Below are 18,029 nucleotides of genomic sequence, written 5' to 3'. Positions count from 1 at the left end.
CTCATGGCTTTACTTACCCCACAGCAACAACAGCAGGTCGCAGACGCGGTAACCCGCGCCGAACAGCGTACCGACGCCGAAATTGTCACCGTGCTGGCGCCGCGCGCGGATGATTACAGCTATATCCCCTTGTTATGGGCCAGCCTGATCGCCCTGGTGGTACCCGCTCTGGTGCATTTTTTGATCGGCGGTCTGCAGATTTACGGCTTGCTGATGTTGCAGTGGGCCTGCTTCGTCTTCCTCAGCCTGATCTTTCGTCTGCCGGCCATCACCACCCGCTTGATCCCGCCGCGCATTCGGCATTGGCGCGCGAGCAATCTTGCCCGGCGCCAGTTTCTCGAACAAAAACTGCATCACACCCGGGACCGCACCGGCGTGCTGATTTTTGTCAGCGAAGCCGAGCGCTATGTCGAGATTCTGGTGGACGAAGGGATATCGCAACATCTGGACGACAGCGATTGGGGCAGCATCGTCAGTGATTTCACGCGCCGTGTGGCATTGGGTCATACGGCTGAAGGCTTTATTTCCTGCATCGATGCCTGTGCCGAACTGCTGGAGCGGCATGTGCCGAAAACCCATCCGCGCAATCAATTGCCCAATCGGCTGGTGATGTTGTAATCGCCGCTGGCTGAAATAACCCCGTGCCCCTGGCGGCGAACGCGCCTAAAATAGCCGCCATTGCTTTTCAGATTCCCCCTCCTGCATCCCCCGAGGCACCTTTTTCAATGTCAGTGACTGCTACCACCGCCCCGTCTGTGCCGGATCATCGTGCGCAATTTTTGCACTTGCTGGAAACCGGCCTGGCCCAGAACTCCTTTATCAAACTGGTACTGGCCAAGTATGTCGGGCCAGAGGCCGAGCTGCAGCGGATCATCATCAAGCAAGTCACGGTCAAGGATCAGCCTTGCCTGTCGTTTGTGTACCGTTACAAAACCCGCGATATCACCAAGAACTTCCCCCTTGAAGACGGCGTGGCCAATATCGCCGGGCTGTTGCCTGAAGCGTTTAAAAACGCGCATTTGCTGACCCTGACCGACGAAGTGCAGCTGGAATACAGCAAAAAGGGCAAAAGCTCGCTGTTCAAAGGTAAAAGCCAGCAGGAGCGTGAACTGCCGTCGGCTGAGCATAATCGTGAGAAAAATCGCTTCCTGGACCTGACCCGGCCGTTTTTGGCGGATCTGGGGGTCACCAACAAGCAGCAAGAACTGATCCCGGCGATGTCGCGCAAGTGGAAGCAGATCAACAAATTCATCGAGGTGTTTTCCCACGCCTTGAGCAACTCGCCGCTCAAGCTCGATCAACCGGTCAAGGTGGTGGATTTCGGTTCGGGCAAGGGTTACCTGACCTTTGCCATTCACGATTACCTGCGTCACAGCCTCAAGGCTGAAGGTGTGGTCACCGGGGTTGAGCTGCGTGAAGACATGGTCACGCTGTGCAACAACGCCGCCCAGCGCCTGGAGCACCCGGGCCTGTCCTTTCAGCATGGTGACGTACGCAGCTTTGCGCCGACCCCGATTGACGTGATGATCGCCCTGCATGCGTGTGACATTGCCACCGACTATGCGATTCATATGGGCATTCGTTCGGGGGCGGCGATCATCATGTGCTCGCCGTGCTGCCATAAGCAGATTCGCCTGCAGATCCAGAGCCCGGCGCTGCTCAAGCCGATGCTGCAATACGGGTTGCATCTTGGCCAGCAGGCCGAAATGGTCACCGACAGCTTGCGTGCACTGTTCCTTGAGGCCTGCGGATATGAAACCAAAGTGTTTGAGTTCATTTCCCTGGAGCACACCAACAAAAACAAAATGATCCTCGCGGTAAAACGCGACGAACCCCTGGACCCGGCGCAGTTGCTGGTGAAAATCCAGGAGCTCAAGGCGTTTTACAACATTCAGGAGCACTGCCTGGAAACCTTGCTGCAGGCGGACGGTTTGTTGAAGTAGGCCTGTAACAAGCCTGCGGGCGGGCACGTAGTACCTGGCTATTACCCGCGTGGGCCCTCAGGGGGTACCTTGGCTACTCTTATCAGTCCAAGGCTTACCCCGGAGGAGAACTCACCATGGCGGCGAAAAAAATTCTGATGCTGGTTGGCGACTACGTTGAAGACTACGAAGTGATGGTGCCGTTTCAGGCGCTGTTGATGGTGGGTCATCAGGTTCACGCAGTGTGCCCCGGCAAAACCTCGGGGCAGACCGTTCGCACGGCGATTCATGACTTCGAGGGCGATCAGACCTACAGCGAGAAGCCGGGTCATCTATTCGCCCTGAATTTCGATTTCGACAAAGTCCGGGCCAGTGACTATGACGCGCTGGTGGTACCAGGTGGCCGAGCTCCGGAATACCTGCGGTTGAACGAAAAGGTTCTGGAACTGGTTCGTGAATTCGATAAGGCCGGTAAGCCAATTGCTGCTGTGTGCCATGGCGCGCAATTGCTGGCGGCTGCCGGAACGCTGCAAGGCCGTGAGTGCAGTGCTTACCCGGCCTGCGCCCCGGAAGTGCGATTGGCCGGCGGTACTTACATTGATATCGACGTGACCAAGGCCCATGTGCAAGGCAACCTGGCGACGGCGCCTGCGTGGCCGGCGCATCCTGCCTGGCTGGCGGCGTTTCTTGGGTTGTTGGGTACGACCATTACCTTGTAAGAAGAGGGTGCGACCATGTGTGAGCTATATGTCAAAGCCGATCCGATTCTTTACGAGTCGCGCTCGCGCTCCTTGCGTATTTGCGGCGTGGTCACCACCTTGCGCCTGGAAAACCAGTTCTGGGACATCCTCAGCGAGATTGCTGAAACCGATGGCATGACCACCAACCAGCTGGTGGCCAAGCTCTACGAAGAGGTGATGGATTATCGGGGCGAAGTGGTCAACTTCGCCTCGTTCCTGCGGGTAAGTTGCAGCCGCTACCTGAGCCAGCGCCGGGTGCAGGCGCCGGAATTGAATTTGGTGGGGCGCAAGCAGGGTTGAGCCACTCTCTTGTAGCCGCTGCCGACAGGCTGCATCCGGTGGCGAAGCTGTCCTGAGGTCGGTGTGCGAGGTATCTGCAGTTTTAGAAGAACCGGGTCACGCTGACTTTGGCGTTGCGGCCCTGGCTGTAGGCATTTTCTCCGCTGAGCATCGGGCGATAGCTCTTGTTGAACAGGTTATCCACCGTGAAGTTGACCTCGGTGCCTTTGAGGTAGGGCTGAGTCGGTTTCCAGTTGGCAAACAGGCCCTGTACGTTGTAGCCGTCATTGTCGTAGTGGTCCCAGTAGCGGTCGCCCAGGGCACTGATATCGCTGCTGTAGTAGTTATCGCTCGGCAAGCGGTCAGTCTTGCGCACGAACTCGCCTTTCCAGCCGATTCGGGCATCCCAGGCCGGAATTTTCGTGCCCAGTACGGCCACCCACTTGGGCGCAGGAACATCTCGGGCCCATACGTCGGGGCCCCAGGGGTTGGTGTAGGCGCCTTGGTGTTTGCCGGTCATCCATGCGTACGACAGCGATCCGAAGAGGTAAGTGGCCTCGTAGAAGCTTTCGATCTCAAAGCCCTTGATGGTCACGCTACCAATGTTGCGGTAGTTCGGCATGTTGGGGCCGCAGTCTTGTGTCATGCCGCCTGACGCGGTTTGCGCTGCACAACCCACGCCCGTGGCTTTGAAAATCTCATCGTCGATCTTGTTGCTGAACAGGGTGGTGCGGATCAGTGCGTGGTCGCTGTCGCCAAAGATCTGATCGAACGTGGTGATATTGCCCCCGCGCCAGCCAGTGATGCGCTCCGGTTTGAGGCCGAGGCTGGTGGACGTTCGGCCGCCAATGGCCTGGACTTCGTATTGTTCGTCGATCACCGGGGCGCGCCAGGTTTTGCTGTAGTCGACAAACAGGGCGGTCTGCGGGGTTATTTTCCAGAACGCTGACAGGCGCGGCGACCAGCCGGTGTAGGTTTTGGCGCTATAGTCATGGCCCAGTTCCAGGTGGTTGTAGTAGGGCGCATCGTTCTCCTGGCCACGATTTCGAACATGGTCATAGCGCATCGACGGCGTCAGAGTGAAATCACCGAGGGTAATAGCGTCCTGGATATAAAAGCTGTTGGTGTCCACCTTGCCGGCGGGCATAAAGCCTGGCTGGTAATGGCCATAGTTGTATTTTTCTACTTCGTAGGTCTTGCCCGGCATCCACATGTTCACATCGCGTTCATGCTTGCGAAACTGCACGCCGGTGGTGACTGCATGGTCCAGGGGGCCGGTGGCAAACAGGCTGATGTTTTCGATCTGGAGCATGTCATCGGTGTAGCCGGTTTCCATCTTGCGCCCGCCGCTGGTGGGCTGGATGAAGGCCTGTTCGCCGCGCTCGTCGGTCTGCTCGGTGTTGGAGTGCGAGTACTTCACTTCCAGATCAAGCAGAGGGTTATCGATGGGCTCGTAGTTGTATTTGGCCGACCAGGTGGTGTCGACGGTCGAACGGGTGGACAGGTAGCGCTGCGAAGCAATGTCGTAACCGTATTTATCGATGTTGGCCTGGCTCGGCGGCGCCGGGTAGCTGACAGCCGAGAACGGGACCCACAAGTGGTTGTTCGATTGCGAGTAGGACATTGCGACGCTGTGCTCGTCGGTCAGGTGCAGGTTGAGCTTGAGCAGTTGCGCATCCAGGTCCTGGGCCGTATTGGGCAGGCGCAAGGGGTTCACCGGGTAGACATTGCCGGGGTTGGGCATATTATCCGCGAGCTTCATGTCATCGCCGTCGCGTTTGGTGTAGTACACCAGCGCATCGGCGCGGCCATCTTCGGTCCGGCCGTAGGCGGCGCCACTGTAGACCTGTTGATGGTCGTTGCTGCTGTAACCGTACTTGAGCATGGCGCCCAGGTCTTTGCCTTCTTCCAGCAGGTCCGGTGCGTCTTTGGTTTCCATGTGCACGACGCCACCAAAACCGCCATTGCCGGTGCGGAAATCGTGGGGGCCCTTTTCTACTGCAAGGCGTTTGATCAGTTCAGGTTCGATGAAGATCGTGCCTTGCTTGTAGCGCTCAAAACCGCTTTTGGTCGCGCCATCAACGGTCATCTGGACGTCTTCGGCTTCGCCCATGCCCCAGATGTTGATGGTCTGGCCGCCCGGTTTCAGGGAGCCGCCGAGGTTGATGCCCGGCAAGGTGGCCAGCAGGCTGGGAATGTTATTGGCCTGATACCTGTTGATTTCGGTTTGGGTCATGGTCGACTTGCCGACGTTGCTGGAGTCGACTTCGTTGCCGTTGCCCACCACGCTGACCGCGCCCAGCTCCAGGCTGTTGCTGGTGGTGATGCCTTCTTCCCGGGGGCGCACAACATAGGTGCGGTCGACCTGGATCAGACTGAAATCCGTGCCTTTGAGCAACCGGTTGATCGCCTCTTGCGGGCTGAAAGTGCCACTTAGGGCCGGGGCTTGCACATTGCGTAACAAGGCTTCGTCAAACAGCAGCTGGATTTTTGCCTGCTGTGCCACATCACTCAATGAGCTGGCCAGCGATTGCGCCGGCAGTTGCAACTGGATCGATTCGGCATGGGCGTGCAGGCTGACCGCCATACACGCAGCGAGCAATCCAGTACGTGTGCACAAGTGCGAGAAGTGATGTGGTGCGCGAAACATGAAATCCCCCGGTGCGGCAACAAAGGCCAAAAAAGACATGCGTTAGCAGACCGAAGGAAGACGCGGCACAAAGAGAAAACCACATATGCGAATGAAAAATATTCGCATATGTTTTTTAGCGGGGCTCGATACGGATTTTTCCGTTATCCAGCAGGTGATTTTTCACCGGGATCAGCGCGGGTAAAGCCTTGACCAGCGCCAAGGGGTCACTGACATCCAGATTGCCCGAGACCTTGTAGCGGCCAAGCGGGCCGTCTGCCAGCTCGATCACCCCGGGGCGGTATAAGTCCAGCTCGTCCACCAGGCTGGCCAGTTCACGATTGCGAAAGGACAGATGCCCGCTGCGCCAGTCAGCCACTTCACCCGGGCTGAGACTTTGCTCCTCAAGCGAGCCTTTGGCGTAGTCGTAAGTGGCACGCTGTGAGGCGCCCAGCAAGGTGGCCGACTTGCCATCGGGGATAAACGCGACTTGCCCGTGGGCGACACTCACCACCAATTGACGCTGGCTGCGGCGCACATCAAAACCGGTGCCGACGACCCGGACCTGCGCATGGCCGGCGTGTACCACCAGCGGCTGTTCCTTATTGGCGGCCACTTCGATATAGAGCTGGCCCCGATCCAGATAGATGTCCCGCTGACTGGCGCTGAAGTCGATGCGCAAGCGGGTGTTGGCATTGACGGTCAAGGTGCTGCCGTCGGGCAGTCTGACGGTTTTTGCGTCCTGACTCTGGGTTGCGATCTGTTGTTGATGCAGCTGTACCGGGGTACCGATATTGAGTGCAAACACGGCGCATAACACTGCTGCGGCCGTTGCCAGGGCAAACACTGAGCGACGGCGCCGGGGCAGGGGCACGGGTTTATTCAACTGCTTGAGTTCGCCGAGATCGGCCCACAGAGACTCAAATTCGGCATATGCCCGGGCATGGGCAGGGACGGCCTTCCAGCTGTTGAATTGCTCGCGGCAATTGCTGTCGGGTTGATTGCGATTACGCGCAAACCAGGTGGCCGCCTGTGCGTCGATGCTCTCGTGAGCGGTCATTTGAAAAGGGGTCATTGTGGCTGCTCCTTGCCGCTGTCCCGTTGTAAATGTCGCTTGCAGTGAAGCAAGGCAAAGGCAATGTGCTTTTCCACCATGCTGACGGAGATCCCCATACGTTCGGCAATCTGCGCCTGACTCAAGCCTTCAAAACGATGCAGCATAAGGGCTTCGCGGCGTCTGGGCGAGAGTTCTGCGAGCACGGCTTTGAGTTGCTCGAGATATTGCAGGCGTTGTGCGCCAGCCATCGGCTCATCCCTCTCGTCGGTCAGGGGCTCGGGTTGACCCGCACTCTGTTCGCTGTGCACCGCTTGGCGTACCTGTTGGCGACGCCAGTGATCGCGTAACAGATTGCGCGCCATCTGGAACAGAAAGGCTCGCGGCTGCTCGACTTTGGCCCGGTCCTGATAACCCAGCCATTGGGTGAATACATCCTGGGTCATGTCAGCTGCATCGCTGGCGTTGTCCGTGCGTTTGCGCAGGAAGTGCAGAATCTGTGTGTAGAACTCGCGCAAGGATTCGGCCACTGGCGGGTCAGGTTTGAAGCGGGACATGAAGATCCTTAAGGATGCAGCGATGCAAACAAGTCGCGAATGGTATCGAGAATTATTGCTATTTGTCTCGCTGGAAATTCATCTTTGCGCTTATTGCGGCGGATAAATGGCTAAATACCCTGTGGCCGCTTTACTGAAGAAGGGAAAAATCCCTACTACAGCAGGAGAGTGGTTATGTCAGGTTGGTACGAGTTGAGCAAAACCAGCAACGGACAGTTCCGTTTTGTCTTGAAGGCGGCAAACGCCGAAACGATTTTGGTCAGTGAGCACTACACCACCCTGGCGGCGGCCAAAGCCGGGATTGCCTCGGTGCAGGCCAATAGCCCCCATGATGAGCGCTATGAGAAGAAGGTCGCCAAAGACGGCAAGCCGTACTTCAACCTCAAGGCGGCGAATCACCAGATCATTGGTACCAGCGAGCAGTACAGCGCCGAGGCGGCACGGGACAAAGGCATAGCCAGCGTCAAAACCAACGGGCCGACCACGCTGATCAAAGAAAAATTTTGATGACCCCATTGGTCTGAGCCTGCTGGCGAAGGTGTCACTGGGTTTTCAAGGGCAAAACATCAGTGTCATTTTCGGCAGCAGGCCGGGTGTTGCGGGAGCGTCAGCGCAGGATTTTCAAGATTTGCTGCAATTGTGAAACGGCGCTTTCAGACAGTGGAAATACCGGCAGGCGCGGGTCTCCAGCCTCAATGCCGGTAAGGCGCAGGCCTGCCTTGATAGTTGCGGGCAAGCCACCTTTTAGAATGAACTGCAGAAGTGGCAATTGGCGATAGAACAGCTCGCGGGCTGTTTTCAGGTCGTTGGCCAGTACCGCTTCATACAACCCCAGATTGAGTGCCGGAATCAGGTTCGGTGCAGCCGTACACCAACCTTTGGCTCCGGCCGCGAACGCTTCCAGTGCCAGCGGGTTGCAACCGTTATAAAACGGGATCTGCCCCTCGCCCAGCTGTTGCAGGTGATGCATGCGCTGAATGTCGCCGGTGCTTTCCTTGACCATGGTGACGTTTTCAACCGCATTGAAAATGCGCAGGATCAATTCGACCGACATGTCCGTACCGCTGGTGGCCGGGTTGTTGTAGAGCATGATCGGAGTGCTGATGCTGTGGCCAATGGCGCGGTAGTGAGCGAGGATTTCGGCTTCGCTGAGTTTCCAGTAGGCGGCCGGCAAGACCATCACCACATCGGCGCCATATTGCTCGGCAAGGCGCGCGCGCCGCACAGCCTTGGCGGTGGTCAGGTCGGACACACTGACTATGGTCGGTACCCTTTTGGCGACATGGGCCAGGGTGAACTGGCTGACTTGATCCCACTCGGCGTCGCTCAAGTACGCGCCTTCGCCGGTGCTGCCCAGGGGGGCAATGGCGTGAACACCGCTGTCGATCAGTTGGTCGATGGAGCGTCCCAGTGCGCTCAGGTCAATCTGTTCGCCGTCGGCGGTAAACGGGGTGATGGTGTAACCGATGATGCCGTGAATGTTTGAGGTCGACATGAAGTATCTCCGTTTCAACAGGAAGGTGGGCTCAGTTCAGGCAATCGGCATGACGACGCAGGTTTTGCCGGGCGTAGTAATTGAATGCGGCAGCGTGACGTTTAGGACGGCTGATCCAGTCATGGGCTTCGCGACCCAGCGCCGGCTCGACGGGTTTGATAGTGCCGGCCGCCATCGCCAGCAGTTGCAGCTTGGCGGCGCGCTCGATCAGTTGCGCGATCACGCAGGCTTCTTCGATGCTGGCCCCGCTCGACAACTGGCCGTGGTGCGAGAGCAGGATCGCGCGTTTGGCGCCCAGCGCCCGGGTGATGATTTCACCTTCTTCATTACCCACTGGCACCCCCGGCCAACCTTCCAGAAAAGCGCAGTCTTCGTACAGCGGGCAGAGATCCATGTGCGACACCTCAAGCGGCACTTCCAGCATCGACAGTGCGGCTACGTGGGTCGGGTGAGTGTGGATGATGCAGTTCACATCCGGGCGGGCGCGGTAGACCCAGCTGTGAAAGCGGTTGGCCGGGTTCGGCATGCCGTGGCCTTCGAGTACTTCCAGGTCTTCATTGACCAGCAGTAGATTGCCGGCAGTTATTTCGTCGAATCCCAGGCCCAGTTGTTGGGTGTAATAGGTGCCGGGTTGTGGCCCGCGAGCCGTGATTTGCCCGGCCAGACCAGAGTCGTGGCCGTTTTCAAAGAGGATGCGGCAGGTCAGGGCCAGCTTTTGCCGGTCAGTCCACGTATTATCCGCCAGCGTATTTTGCATCTGTACAAGCGCTTGCTTGACCAGCTGCTCTTTCGGGAGTGCTAATGTCTTGGCCATGTCGGTGTCCTTTGCAGTGATTGCCGGATTGCCTGCCCCGCAGCCTGGAAAGTGGCGGGGCAGCGCATATGACACTTAAGAGGCTATATGACACAAATTGTCATTGGCAAGAGAAACCCGCGGCTCCTTTGATGGATTAATTGCTATACATGTCTATCCGCTTGAAATTACTCAGAAAAAAACTGGGCGTTACCCTTGAGGTGCTGGCCGAAAAATCCGGCATGACCAAGAGTTACCTGTCCAAAGTTGAGCGCGGGCTTAATACGCCGTCGATCGCCGCGGCGCTTAAATTGGCCAGGGCGCTGAATGTGAACGTCGAGGAGCTGTTCTCGGAGGACAGCGCACGTCTGGACAACTACAGCCTGGTGAGAAGTGATCAGCGCCAGTTGCTGTCGGGCACCGGGCAGTCACCCGGTTATGCAGTGCTGGCGCATCAGGTCAGTGAGCGCAACCTGTTGCCGTTCATGATGTTCCCCCCTTTCGAATTCGCCGATCCCAGCTTCAAGGAGCATACGGGCGAAGAGTTTTTGTTCGTGCATGAGGGGGCAGTAGAGGTGGATTTCATGACTGAGCGGGTCATTTTGCAGAAGGGCGACGCCTTGCATTTCAACGCCCAAAAGCCCCACCGTTTACGTTCGGTGGGGCAGGTTCAGGCGCAGTTGCTGGTGGTGGTCAATAGCAGGGATGACTAGGGATGGCGGGCCCTTTTCCCGTTGCGGGAGGGGAGCGGATTCAGACCTCCACCGTCACCGAGTGCCTGGTGTAGCCAAGCGGGTGGGTTTTCGAATTATAGAAGCGTAATGTCAGCTTTTTGTCTGCAAATAGCGCCGCGTAGTGGTGCTTCTGAAAGCGGATAAAGGCTTCGTTGCGCGGGTAAATCGAGATCCACAGGGTTTTCAGCGGCGCCTGGCGCAGGGCATCAATCAGGTGCTGATCCTGCTCTCCCAGGCTGTGACCAAAGATGCACAAGCTGTCTTTGTGGGTCATCAACTGTTCATGGCAAAACGACAGGTAATCCGAGTGACGAATGGATTTACGCTTGTCGTCGCTGTTGCTTTCGCTGACAAACAGCGGCACATCGTCCAGGGCGCTGATCGAGTGATTAATCGCGAAGTTACTTAGCAGCACGGGTGGCGTGGCGTTGATCTTGCGCGCCTTGCCTTCCTGGTTTTTCACCAGGTGCAGGCCGCCGTGCAGGTAAAGCACGCGGGTGGATTTGCTCTTGCCCAGTGCTGCACCCAGTTCGAAGGTAGCCCCGGGGCTGTCGAACAAGTCATTGAACTGTTTTGGCGCCTGCATCACAGCCCAGGGGGTGAGCAGGTCGTAGTTGGAGCAGTACACCGTGGCGTAGCGCGCCAGCTCCTGGTTCCAGCATGCCAGGGTTTCGGGTTGCATCAGGCGCCAGGGGATATGTACGTCCTGGGTGCTGTTGATCAAGGCTTCCTTGATGGCGTAGTAGCGTTTGCGCGGCGAAGCCGAGTTGATGGCCAGGGCCTTGTTGACCTTGCTTGCGGTTTTGAGTGCACTTAACACGTGCTCGAAATTGCGCGTACCCAGTGCTTCGAACACGCTGAGTTCGGTCTGGCTGAGGGGCTTTTCGGCGACGCTTTTGGCTTTTTCGAATAGCGAGTCGTAATAAAAGTCATGCCACACGGCCATGCTTGCGCCGTTACCAATCAGCAGTCCGCTGCACGCTGTGCCGGTGCTCAGTGCATTCCAGTCTTCTAGTTCTGCATCAAATTCCTGGAAGGGGGTCATGGCAAATATCGTCTCAAGGCGGGGGCAAAGCAGGACTTTATCACGCTCAAGTGTTGAGCCAGATCAACATTGGTGTACCAAAACAGGTTGAAGCTATGCACATGGATTTATTCAGCGTCGCGGGCTGCACCCCGCCTTAGAGGACTCGCCATGACCAGCACATTTTTTATTCCCGCCGTGAACATAATGGGTAACGGTTGTCTGGATGAAGCGATGAGCGCGATTCGCAATTATGGGTTTCGCAAGGCGCTGATCGTGACTGATGCCGGGCTGGCCAAGGCCGGGGTAGCGACGCTGATCGCAGAAAAGCTGGGCTTGCAGGATATCGAATCGGTGGTTTTCGACGGGGCCAGGCCGAACCCGAGCATTGGCAACGTAGAGGCGGGCCTGAAGGTCCTCAAGCAGCATCAATGCGACTTTATTGTCTCGCTGGGCGGCGGTTCGCCCCACGACTGTGCCAAGGGGATTGCGCTGTGCGCCACCAACGGCGGGCATATTCGTGATTACGAAGGCGTCGATCGGTCGGCCAAACCGCAACTGCCGCTGGTTTCGATCAACACCACGGCGGGTACGGCCAGTGAGATGACGCGTTTTTGCATCATTACTGACGAAGAGCGCCACGTGAAAATGGCAATTGTCGACCGCAACGTAACACCGCTGCTGTCGGTCAACGACCCGCAACTGATGGTGGCAATGCCCAAGGGGCTTACGGCTGCGACCGGTATGGACGCGCTGACCCACGCCATTGAAGCCTATGTGTCGACGGCGGCCAACCCGATTACCGATGCCTGTGCAATTAAAGCCATGGAGCTGATCAGTCAGAACTTGCGTCAGGCAGTATCCGACGGCCAGGATCTGACCGCCCGGGAGAACATGGCCTACGCGCAGTTCCTGGCGGGCATGGCGTTCAACAATGCGTCGCTGGGGTTTGTGCACGGCATGGCGCACCAGTTGGGTGGCTTCTATGACTTGCCGCACGGGGTGTGCAACGCGGTACTGCTACCCCATGTGCAAACCTTTAACGCTCATGTGTGTGCGGCTCGCCTGACCGACGTGGCCCACGCGCTGGGCGCCGATGTCCGGGGTTTGAGTCCGGAGGAGGGTGCGCAAGCAGCCATTGCGGCGATTCGGACCCTGGCTAAGGATGTTGAAATTCCGGCGGGGCTGCGGGATCTGGGGGCCAAGCTGGATGACATCCCGATTCTGGCAACCAACGCGCTGAAAGATGCCTGTGGTTTTACCAACCCGCGCAAGGCAGATCAGGGGCAGATTGAAGAAATCTTCCGTAATGCGTTTTAATATCCCGCAGGAGCGCGCTTTTTAGCGCAGCAACGAAAAGCTCGCGAGCAAGCTCGCTCCTACAGTGAAGTGGCATAAAAAAACGGCCGGGTGATTAACCCGGCCGTTTTTTGTGTCTGGCTTAGAAGGGCTTACTGCACTTCAACGGCCAGGCTTTCGCTGATTTTCTTCTGCCAGATTGCCGGGCCGGTGATGTGCACCGACTCGCCTTTACTGTCGACAGCCACGGTAACCGGCATGTCTTTTACGTCGAACTCGTAGATCGCTTCCATGCCCAGTTCGGCAAAGGCGACTACGCGGGATTTCTTGATGGCCTGAGCCACCAGATACGCTGCACCGCCAACCGCCATCAAGTACACGGCTTTGTGGTCCTTGATCGCTTCGATAGCGGTCGGGCCGCGCTCGGATTTGCCGATCATGCCCAGCAGGCCGGTCTGATCCAGGATCTGGCGGGTGAACTTGTCCATCCGCGTGGCTGTGGTCGGACCGGCAGGCCCCACTACTTCGTCGCCGACCGGATCAACCGGGCCCACGTAATAGATGAAGCGACCCTTGAGGTCGACCGGCAAGGTTTCGCCGCGGTTGAGCATTTCGACCATGCGTTTGTGCGCAGCGTCGCGACCGGTGAGCATTTTGCCGTTGAGCAAAACGGTCTCGCCCGGCTTCCAGCTTTGCACGTCTTCCGGGGTCAGGGTGTCCAGGTCTACACGGCGTGCCGATGGACCTGCTTCCCAGACGATTTGCGGGTAGGCGTCCAGCGGTGGTGCCTCGAGTTCGGCCGGGCCGGAACCGTCGAGCACAAAATGCGCATGGCGGGTGGCCGCGCAGTTCGGGATCATGCACACCGGCAAGGAAGCGGCGTGGGTCGGGTAGTCCATGATTTTTACGTCGAGTACGGTGGTCAGGCCGCCAAGGCCCTGGGCGCCGATGCCCAGCTGGTTGACCTTCTCGAACAGCTCAATACGCATCTCTTCGATACGGCTGGACGGGCCGCGCTTGATCAGGTCGTGGATGTCGATGGATTCCATCAACACTTCCTTGGCCATTACCGCTGCTTTTTCAGCCGTGCCGCCGATACCGATGCCGAGCATGCCCGGTGGACACCAGCCTGCACCCATGGTCGGAACGGTCTTGAGTACCCAGTCAACGATCGAGTCGGACGGGTTGAGCATGGCCATTTTCGACTTGTTTTCGGAGCCGCCGCCCTTGGCTGCTACGTCCACTTCCACGGTGTTGCCCGGAACGATGGAGTAGTGGATAACTGCCGGGGTGTTGTCCTTGGTGTTGCGACGAGCACCGGCCGGGTCGGCCAGGATCGAAGCCCGCAGGACGTTTTCCGGGAGGTTGTAAGCGCGACGCACGCCTTCGTTGATCATGTCGTCCAGGCCCATGGTGGCGCCGGTCCAGCGCACATCCATGCCCACACGCACGAATACGGTGACGATGCCGGTGTCCTGGCAAATCGGGCGGTGGCCGGTGGCACACATGCGCGAGTTGATCAGGATTTGCGCCATCGAGTCACGGGCCGCTGGCGATTCTTCGCGCAGGTAAGCCTCGTGCATGGCCTGGATGAAGTCCACGGGGTGGTAGTAGGAAATGAACTGCAGGGCGTCAGCAACGCTCTGAATCAGGTCGTCTTGCTTGATCACGGTCATGGGTCGCGCTCCTCTATAAGACGGGAACATTCAATAAGGTGTTTGCGACCTGGGTCTATCGGTCTGTCGAAAACATCTTTGCTGGGCATACCGGGCACGGAGGGCCGGTACAAAAAAGGCGCGGCAGTATAACCCGGCGTACGACTTGATACACCTGCGGGGGGTATAAACGAAGGTCGGGGGTATTTGTAGCCGCTGGCGAAGGCTGCGCCGGACCTTGGCTTTTCACATTCGGGGCCGCTGCGCGGCCTGTGGCAGGCAGCGGCTACAGGCTTATCGGATTATCATGCAGCACTGAATCTCTTACAGGACATATGAAGTGCCCGAGTTACACGTCGCTGACCGGCGCTGGTCGGTTCCCCAGGATGCCAATTTGCTCGATAGCCTCAATCAGGCCGGTGTGGCGGTGCCTTACAGCTGCCGTGCCGGCAGTTGCCATGCCTGTCTGGTGCGTTGTGTGCGTGGCGAGCCGGCCGATCTCAAGCCCGAGGCATTGAGCCGCGCCCAGCGCGAACAAGGCTGGCGCCTGGCCTGTCAGTGTCGGGTGGTGGAGGACTTGCAGCTTGAAGCCTTCGATCCGATCCGCGATGGCTTGCCCGCCGAGGTGCTGAGTGTCGACTGGTTGAGCCCGACGGTGTTGCGCTTGCGGTTGTTGCCCGGGCGTTCGCTGCGTTATCGCGCCGGTCAGCATATGGTGTTGTGGACAGCCAGCGGTGTCGCGCGTCCGTATTCGCTAGCCAGCCTGCCGGATGAAGAGCGGTTTCTGGAGTTCCACCTCGATTGCGCCCATGCCGGTGAGTTTGTCAGCGCCGCGCGTCAGTTGCGGGTTGGCGATCCGCTGCGGTTGGGGGAGCTGCGTGGCGGCGCCCTGCGTTACGACCCCGACTGGCAGGAGCAGCCGCTCTGGCTGCTGGCGTCCGGCACCGGGCTGGGGCCGTTGTATGGCGTACTGCGCGAGGCGCTGCGTCAGGACCATCAAGGGCCGATCCGTCTGATCCATGTGGCCCGGGATGCCGCTGAACACTACCTTAAGGCTGAACTGCAGGCGCTGGCGGCCGCTGAGCCAAATCTGCAGGTCGAGTGGGTCGAACGTGCCCGGCTAGCGGACTTTCTGGCCGGGCTGAGGGTGGATTCGCGCCAGACCCATGCTTTGGTCTGCGGTCACCCCGACAGTGTCGAGGCCTTCGCCAAGCGTTTGTTTCTGGCGGGGCTGGCGCGCAACCGGCTGCTGGCAGACGCCTTTTTAACCCGCAGCTGAACGCAAGTACGACTTAAGCCCTCTACAGTGGGAGGCTGTCTGACTGTAGAAACCTACTTGAGCGGGCGCTCCAGGCCCGCATGATCACGCCGAGCCTGAGGATGGAACACACCTTTTAATTATCCGCACTGGAGCAATTATCAATGAGTGCCAACGTCGACCTCAACAATCGTCCCGACTATGACCGCGTCTTGCAGGACATTGCCGATTACGTCCTGACTTACACCATCACTTCGCCCGAAGCCCTGAACACTGCCCGCCACTGTCTGCTGGATACCTTGGGCTGTGGCTTGCTGGCGTTGCGTTTTCCGGAGTGCACCAAGCACCTGGGGCCGATAGTCGAGGGCACGCTGGTGCCCTTTGGTGCCCGTGTGCCGGGGACTTCGTTGCGGCTGGACCCGGTCAAGGCGGCGTGGGACATCGGCTGCATCGTGCGCTGGCTGGATTACAACGACACCTGGCTGGCGGCGGAGTGGGGTCATCCTTCGGATAATCTGGGGGGCATTCTGGCGGTGGCCGATCACCTGTCGCAAAAGCGGGTGGCCAATGGCGAAGCGCCGCTGAGGGTGAGGGCGGTGCTTGAGGCCATGATTATGGCCCATGAGATTCAGGGGGTGATTGCCCTGGAAAACTCCTTCAACCGTGTAGGACTCGATCACGTGCTGTTGGTGAAAGTCGCTTCGACGGCGGTCTGCGCCAAGCTGATGGGGGCTGACCGCGAGCAGTTGCTGTCGGCATTGTCCCATGCCTTTGTCGATGGCCAGGCGCTGCGCACCTACCGCCATGCACCCAATGCCGGGTCGCGAAAATCCTGGGCGGCCGGTGATGCGTCGAGTCGTGGCGTGCGTCTGGCGGATATCGCGATGCGCGGCGAGATGGGGGTTCCCGGGGTGCTGACGGCGCCGCAGTGGGGTTTTTACGATGTGCTGTTCAGCCATACCAACAAGGATCTGGCGCTCAAGCCTGAAGGCCAGCGTCAGTTCAGCCTGTCCCGGCCCTATGGCACTTATGTGATGGAAAACGTGCTGTTCAAGATCAGTTTTCCGGCCGAATTTCATGCACAAACCGCCTGTGAAGCGGCGGTAACCTTGCATCCGCAGGTCAAGGATCGTCTGCATGAGATCGAAAAAATTGTGATTACAACCCACGAATCAGCGATTCGGATCATTTCCAAGCAGGGCAAATTGGCCAACGCAGCGGATCGGGATCACTGCATTCAATACATGACGGCTGTGCCGCTGGCCTTTGGCAATTTGGTGGCGGAGCAGTACGAGGATGATTTTCACGCGGCGCATCCGATCATCGATCAGTTGCGCGAGAAGATGGTGATTGTTGAGGAGCCGCGTTTTACCCGCGAATACCTGGAGGCCGACAAGCGCTCGATAGCCAACGGGATTCAGGTGTTTTTCAGCGATGGCAGCAGCACCGGGCAAGTGGTGGTGGAGTATCCGGTTGGCCATCGTCGGCGGCGTGCCGAAGGTATTCCGTTGCTGGAAGACAAGTTCAAGGCCAATTTGGCGACGCGCTTTGTGGGCCAGCGTTGCAAGCAGATTTTTGCGCTGTGCAAGGACCAGGCGGCGCTGGAGGCGACACCGGTTCATACATTTGTGGATTTGTTGGTGATGTAAACCCGTTGTAACCCCAGAGCAATGATTGCGGGAGCTGGATTGCCAGCTCCCGCAGAGTAAGGGCCGGGGTTATTTGAAACGTCGCTCCACGCCTTTTTCGACCAGGATTTTGGCCGAGATTTCTTCCACCGAAAAATGCGTGGAATTGATGTGGGGAATGTTTTCGCGCTGGAACAGTAGCTCGACTTCGCGCACTTCAAACTCGCATTGGGCGTAGCTTGAATAGCGACTGTTGGGTTTGCGCTCGTTGCGAATGGCGGTCAGGCGGTCAGGGTCAATGGTCAGGCCGAAGAGTTTGTGTTTGTGCGCGCTCAAGGCCGCCGGCAACTTGAGGCTTTCCATGTCGTCATCGGTCAGCGGGTAGTTGGCCGCCCGAATGCCGAATTGCATTGCCATATAAAGGCAGGTCGGGGTTTTGCCGCAGCGTGACACGCCCACCAGGATCAGGTCGGCTTTGTCGTACTTGTGGGTGCGGGCGCCATCGTCGTTGTCGAGGGCAAAGTTCACGGCTTCGATTCGCTCCATGTAATTGGAGTTGTGGCCGATGGAGTGGGATTTGCCCACCGAGTACGAGGAATGCTCATCCAGCTCTTGCTCCAGTGGTGCAAGGAAGCTGGAGAAAATATCGATCATGAAGCCATTGGAGGTGGCGAGGATCTCGCGAATATCCTGATTGACGATAGTGTCGAAGATAATCGGCCGAAGTCCGTCTTTTTCGGCGGCGTTGTCGATTTGTTGTACCATTGCCCGCGCTTTGTCCACGCTGTCTATATAGGGGCGTGTGAACTTGCTGAAGGTCACATTTTCAAATTGTGCCAACAAACTTTGGCCCAGGGTTTCGGCAGTAATGCCGGTGCCATCGGAGATAAAGAAAGCAGATCGTTTCATTTGCGCCTTGGGCCTTAAGCTGGTGACGATTGTTGGATATGATAGGTGCGATT

Annotated in this window: 17 protein-coding genes; 9 read left to right on the top strand and 8 right to left on the bottom strand. The window is 58.2% G+C overall.

Annotated elements, in window-relative coordinates:
• Positions 1–3: 3 nt before the first annotated feature.
• From EQV90_RS10085 to EQV90_RS10070, 4 genes are all read left to right on the top strand, one after another.
• Positions 4–618: a TPM domain-containing protein gene (locus tag EQV90_RS10085; protein ID WP_003441098.1), complete on the top strand. Its 615-nt coding sequence runs from the start codon at positions 4–6 to the stop codon at positions 616–618.
• A 107-nt stretch (positions 619–725) separates the two neighbouring features.
• The gene (locus EQV90_RS10080; RefSeq protein WP_240878051.1) at positions 726–1,943 is read left to right on the top strand and encodes an SAM-dependent methyltransferase; all 1,218 of its coding nucleotides are present in this window, start codon (positions 726–728) and stop codon (positions 1,941–1,943) included.
• Between the two features lie 116 nt (positions 1,944–2,059).
• Complete coding sequence (locus EQV90_RS10075; protein ID WP_003441103.1) at positions 2,060–2,641, top strand: DJ-1/PfpI family protein; 582 nt, start codon at positions 2,060–2,062, stop codon at positions 2,639–2,641.
• A 15-nt stretch (positions 2,642–2,656) separates the two neighbouring features.
• Positions 2,657–2,962 carry a ribbon-helix-helix domain-containing protein gene (locus EQV90_RS10070; protein ID WP_003441106.1) on the top strand — a complete coding sequence of 102 codons (306 nt, stop codon included), beginning with the start codon at positions 2,657–2,659 and terminating at the stop codon, positions 2,960–2,962.
• A gap of 82 nt (positions 2,963–3,044) precedes the next feature.
• Here EQV90_RS10070 and EQV90_RS10065 read toward each other — a convergent pair whose 3' ends face one another.
• From EQV90_RS10065 to EQV90_RS10055, 3 genes are all read right to left on the bottom strand, one after another.
• Positions 3,045–5,591, bottom strand: a complete 2,547-nt coding sequence (locus EQV90_RS10065; protein ID WP_037001426.1) for a TonB-dependent receptor — start codon at positions 5,589–5,591, stop codon at positions 3,045–3,047.
• Between the two features lie 115 nt (positions 5,592–5,706).
• On the bottom strand, positions 5,707–6,645 hold the full coding sequence (locus tag EQV90_RS10060) for a FecR domain-containing protein (protein WP_240878050.1): 939 nt from the start codon (positions 6,643–6,645) through the stop codon (positions 5,707–5,709).
• Positions 6,642–7,181, bottom strand: coding sequence for an RNA polymerase sigma factor (locus EQV90_RS10055; protein ID WP_003441114.1), 540 nt, complete (start codon positions 7,179–7,181; stop codon positions 6,642–6,644). Before EQV90_RS10055 ends, EQV90_RS10060 begins: the two co-directional genes overlap by 4 nt.
• Positions 7,182–7,355: 174 nt before the next feature.
• On the opposite strand from EQV90_RS10055, the gene EQV90_RS10050 reads away from it, so the two are divergent.
• Complete coding sequence (locus EQV90_RS10050; RefSeq protein ID WP_127196590.1) at positions 7,356–7,688, top strand: YegP family protein; 333 nt, start codon at positions 7,356–7,358, stop codon at positions 7,686–7,688.
• Between the two features lie 100 nt (positions 7,689–7,788).
• Here the strand turns inward: EQV90_RS10050 and EQV90_RS10045 are convergent, their stop codons facing one another.
• Positions 7,789–8,676, bottom strand: coding sequence for a dihydrodipicolinate synthase family protein (locus EQV90_RS10045; protein ID WP_240878049.1), 888 nt, complete (start codon positions 8,674–8,676; stop codon positions 7,789–7,791).
• A gap of 31 nt (positions 8,677–8,707) precedes the next feature.
• Positions 8,708–9,490: an aldolase gene (locus EQV90_RS10040; protein WP_202210947.1), complete on the bottom strand. Its 783-nt coding sequence runs from the start codon at positions 9,488–9,490 to the stop codon at positions 8,708–8,710.
• A 149-nt stretch (positions 9,491–9,639) separates the two neighbouring features.
• Here EQV90_RS10040 and EQV90_RS10035 point away from each other — a divergent pair, with 149 nt between their 5' ends.
• Positions 9,640–10,182 (top strand): XRE family transcriptional regulator, encoded by a 543-nt coding sequence (locus tag EQV90_RS10035; protein ID WP_010655864.1) that lies wholly within the window; start codon positions 9,640–9,642, stop codon positions 10,180–10,182.
• A 40-nt stretch (positions 10,183–10,222) separates the two neighbouring features.
• Here the strand turns inward: EQV90_RS10035 and EQV90_RS10030 are convergent, their stop codons facing one another.
• Positions 10,223–11,248, bottom strand: coding sequence for a DUF4917 family protein (locus EQV90_RS10030; protein ID WP_240878048.1), 1,026 nt, complete (start codon positions 11,246–11,248; stop codon positions 10,223–10,225).
• A 150-nt stretch (positions 11,249–11,398) separates the two neighbouring features.
• On the opposite strand from EQV90_RS10030, the gene yiaY reads away from it, so the two are divergent.
• Positions 11,399–12,547: an L-threonine dehydrogenase gene (gene yiaY, locus EQV90_RS10025; protein ID WP_240878047.1), complete on the top strand. Its 1,149-nt coding sequence runs from the start codon at positions 11,399–11,401 to the stop codon at positions 12,545–12,547.
• Between the two features lie 131 nt (positions 12,548–12,678).
• Here the strand turns inward: yiaY and EQV90_RS10020 are convergent, their stop codons facing one another.
• A complete protein-coding gene (locus EQV90_RS10020) occupies positions 12,679–14,202 on the bottom strand; it encodes a fumarate hydratase (RefSeq protein WP_003441135.1) in 1,524 nt (507 codons plus the stop codon).
• A 319-nt stretch (positions 14,203–14,521) separates the two neighbouring features.
• Here EQV90_RS10020 and EQV90_RS10015 point away from each other — a divergent pair, with 319 nt between their 5' ends.
• Both EQV90_RS10015 and prpD read left to right on the top strand, forming a co-directional pair.
• The gene (locus EQV90_RS10015; RefSeq protein ID WP_240878046.1) at positions 14,522–15,460 is read left to right on the top strand and encodes an iron-sulfur-binding ferredoxin reductase; all 939 of its coding nucleotides are present in this window, start codon (positions 14,522–14,524) and stop codon (positions 15,458–15,460) included.
• 143 nt (positions 15,461–15,603) lie between these two features.
• Positions 15,604–17,088 carry a 2-methylcitrate dehydratase gene (gene prpD / locus EQV90_RS10010; protein ID WP_003441141.1) on the top strand — a complete coding sequence of 495 codons (1,485 nt, stop codon included), beginning with the start codon at positions 15,604–15,606 and terminating at the stop codon, positions 17,086–17,088.
• Positions 17,089–17,157: 69 nt separating this feature from the next.
• Here prpD and EQV90_RS10005 read toward each other — a convergent pair whose 3' ends face one another.
• A complete protein-coding gene (locus EQV90_RS10005) occupies positions 17,158–17,976 on the bottom strand; it encodes a pyruvate, water dikinase regulatory protein (RefSeq protein ID WP_003441157.1) in 819 nt (272 codons plus the stop codon).
• Between the last annotated feature and the right edge of the window lie 53 nt (positions 17,977–18,029).

This window comes from Pseudomonas sp. TMW22089 (assembly GCF_022496645.1).
Lineage (GTDB): Bacteria > Pseudomonadota > Gammaproteobacteria > Pseudomonadales > Pseudomonadaceae > Aquipseudomonas > Aquipseudomonas paraversuta.
This window is presented reverse-complemented; position numbering and strand designations above follow the sequence as displayed.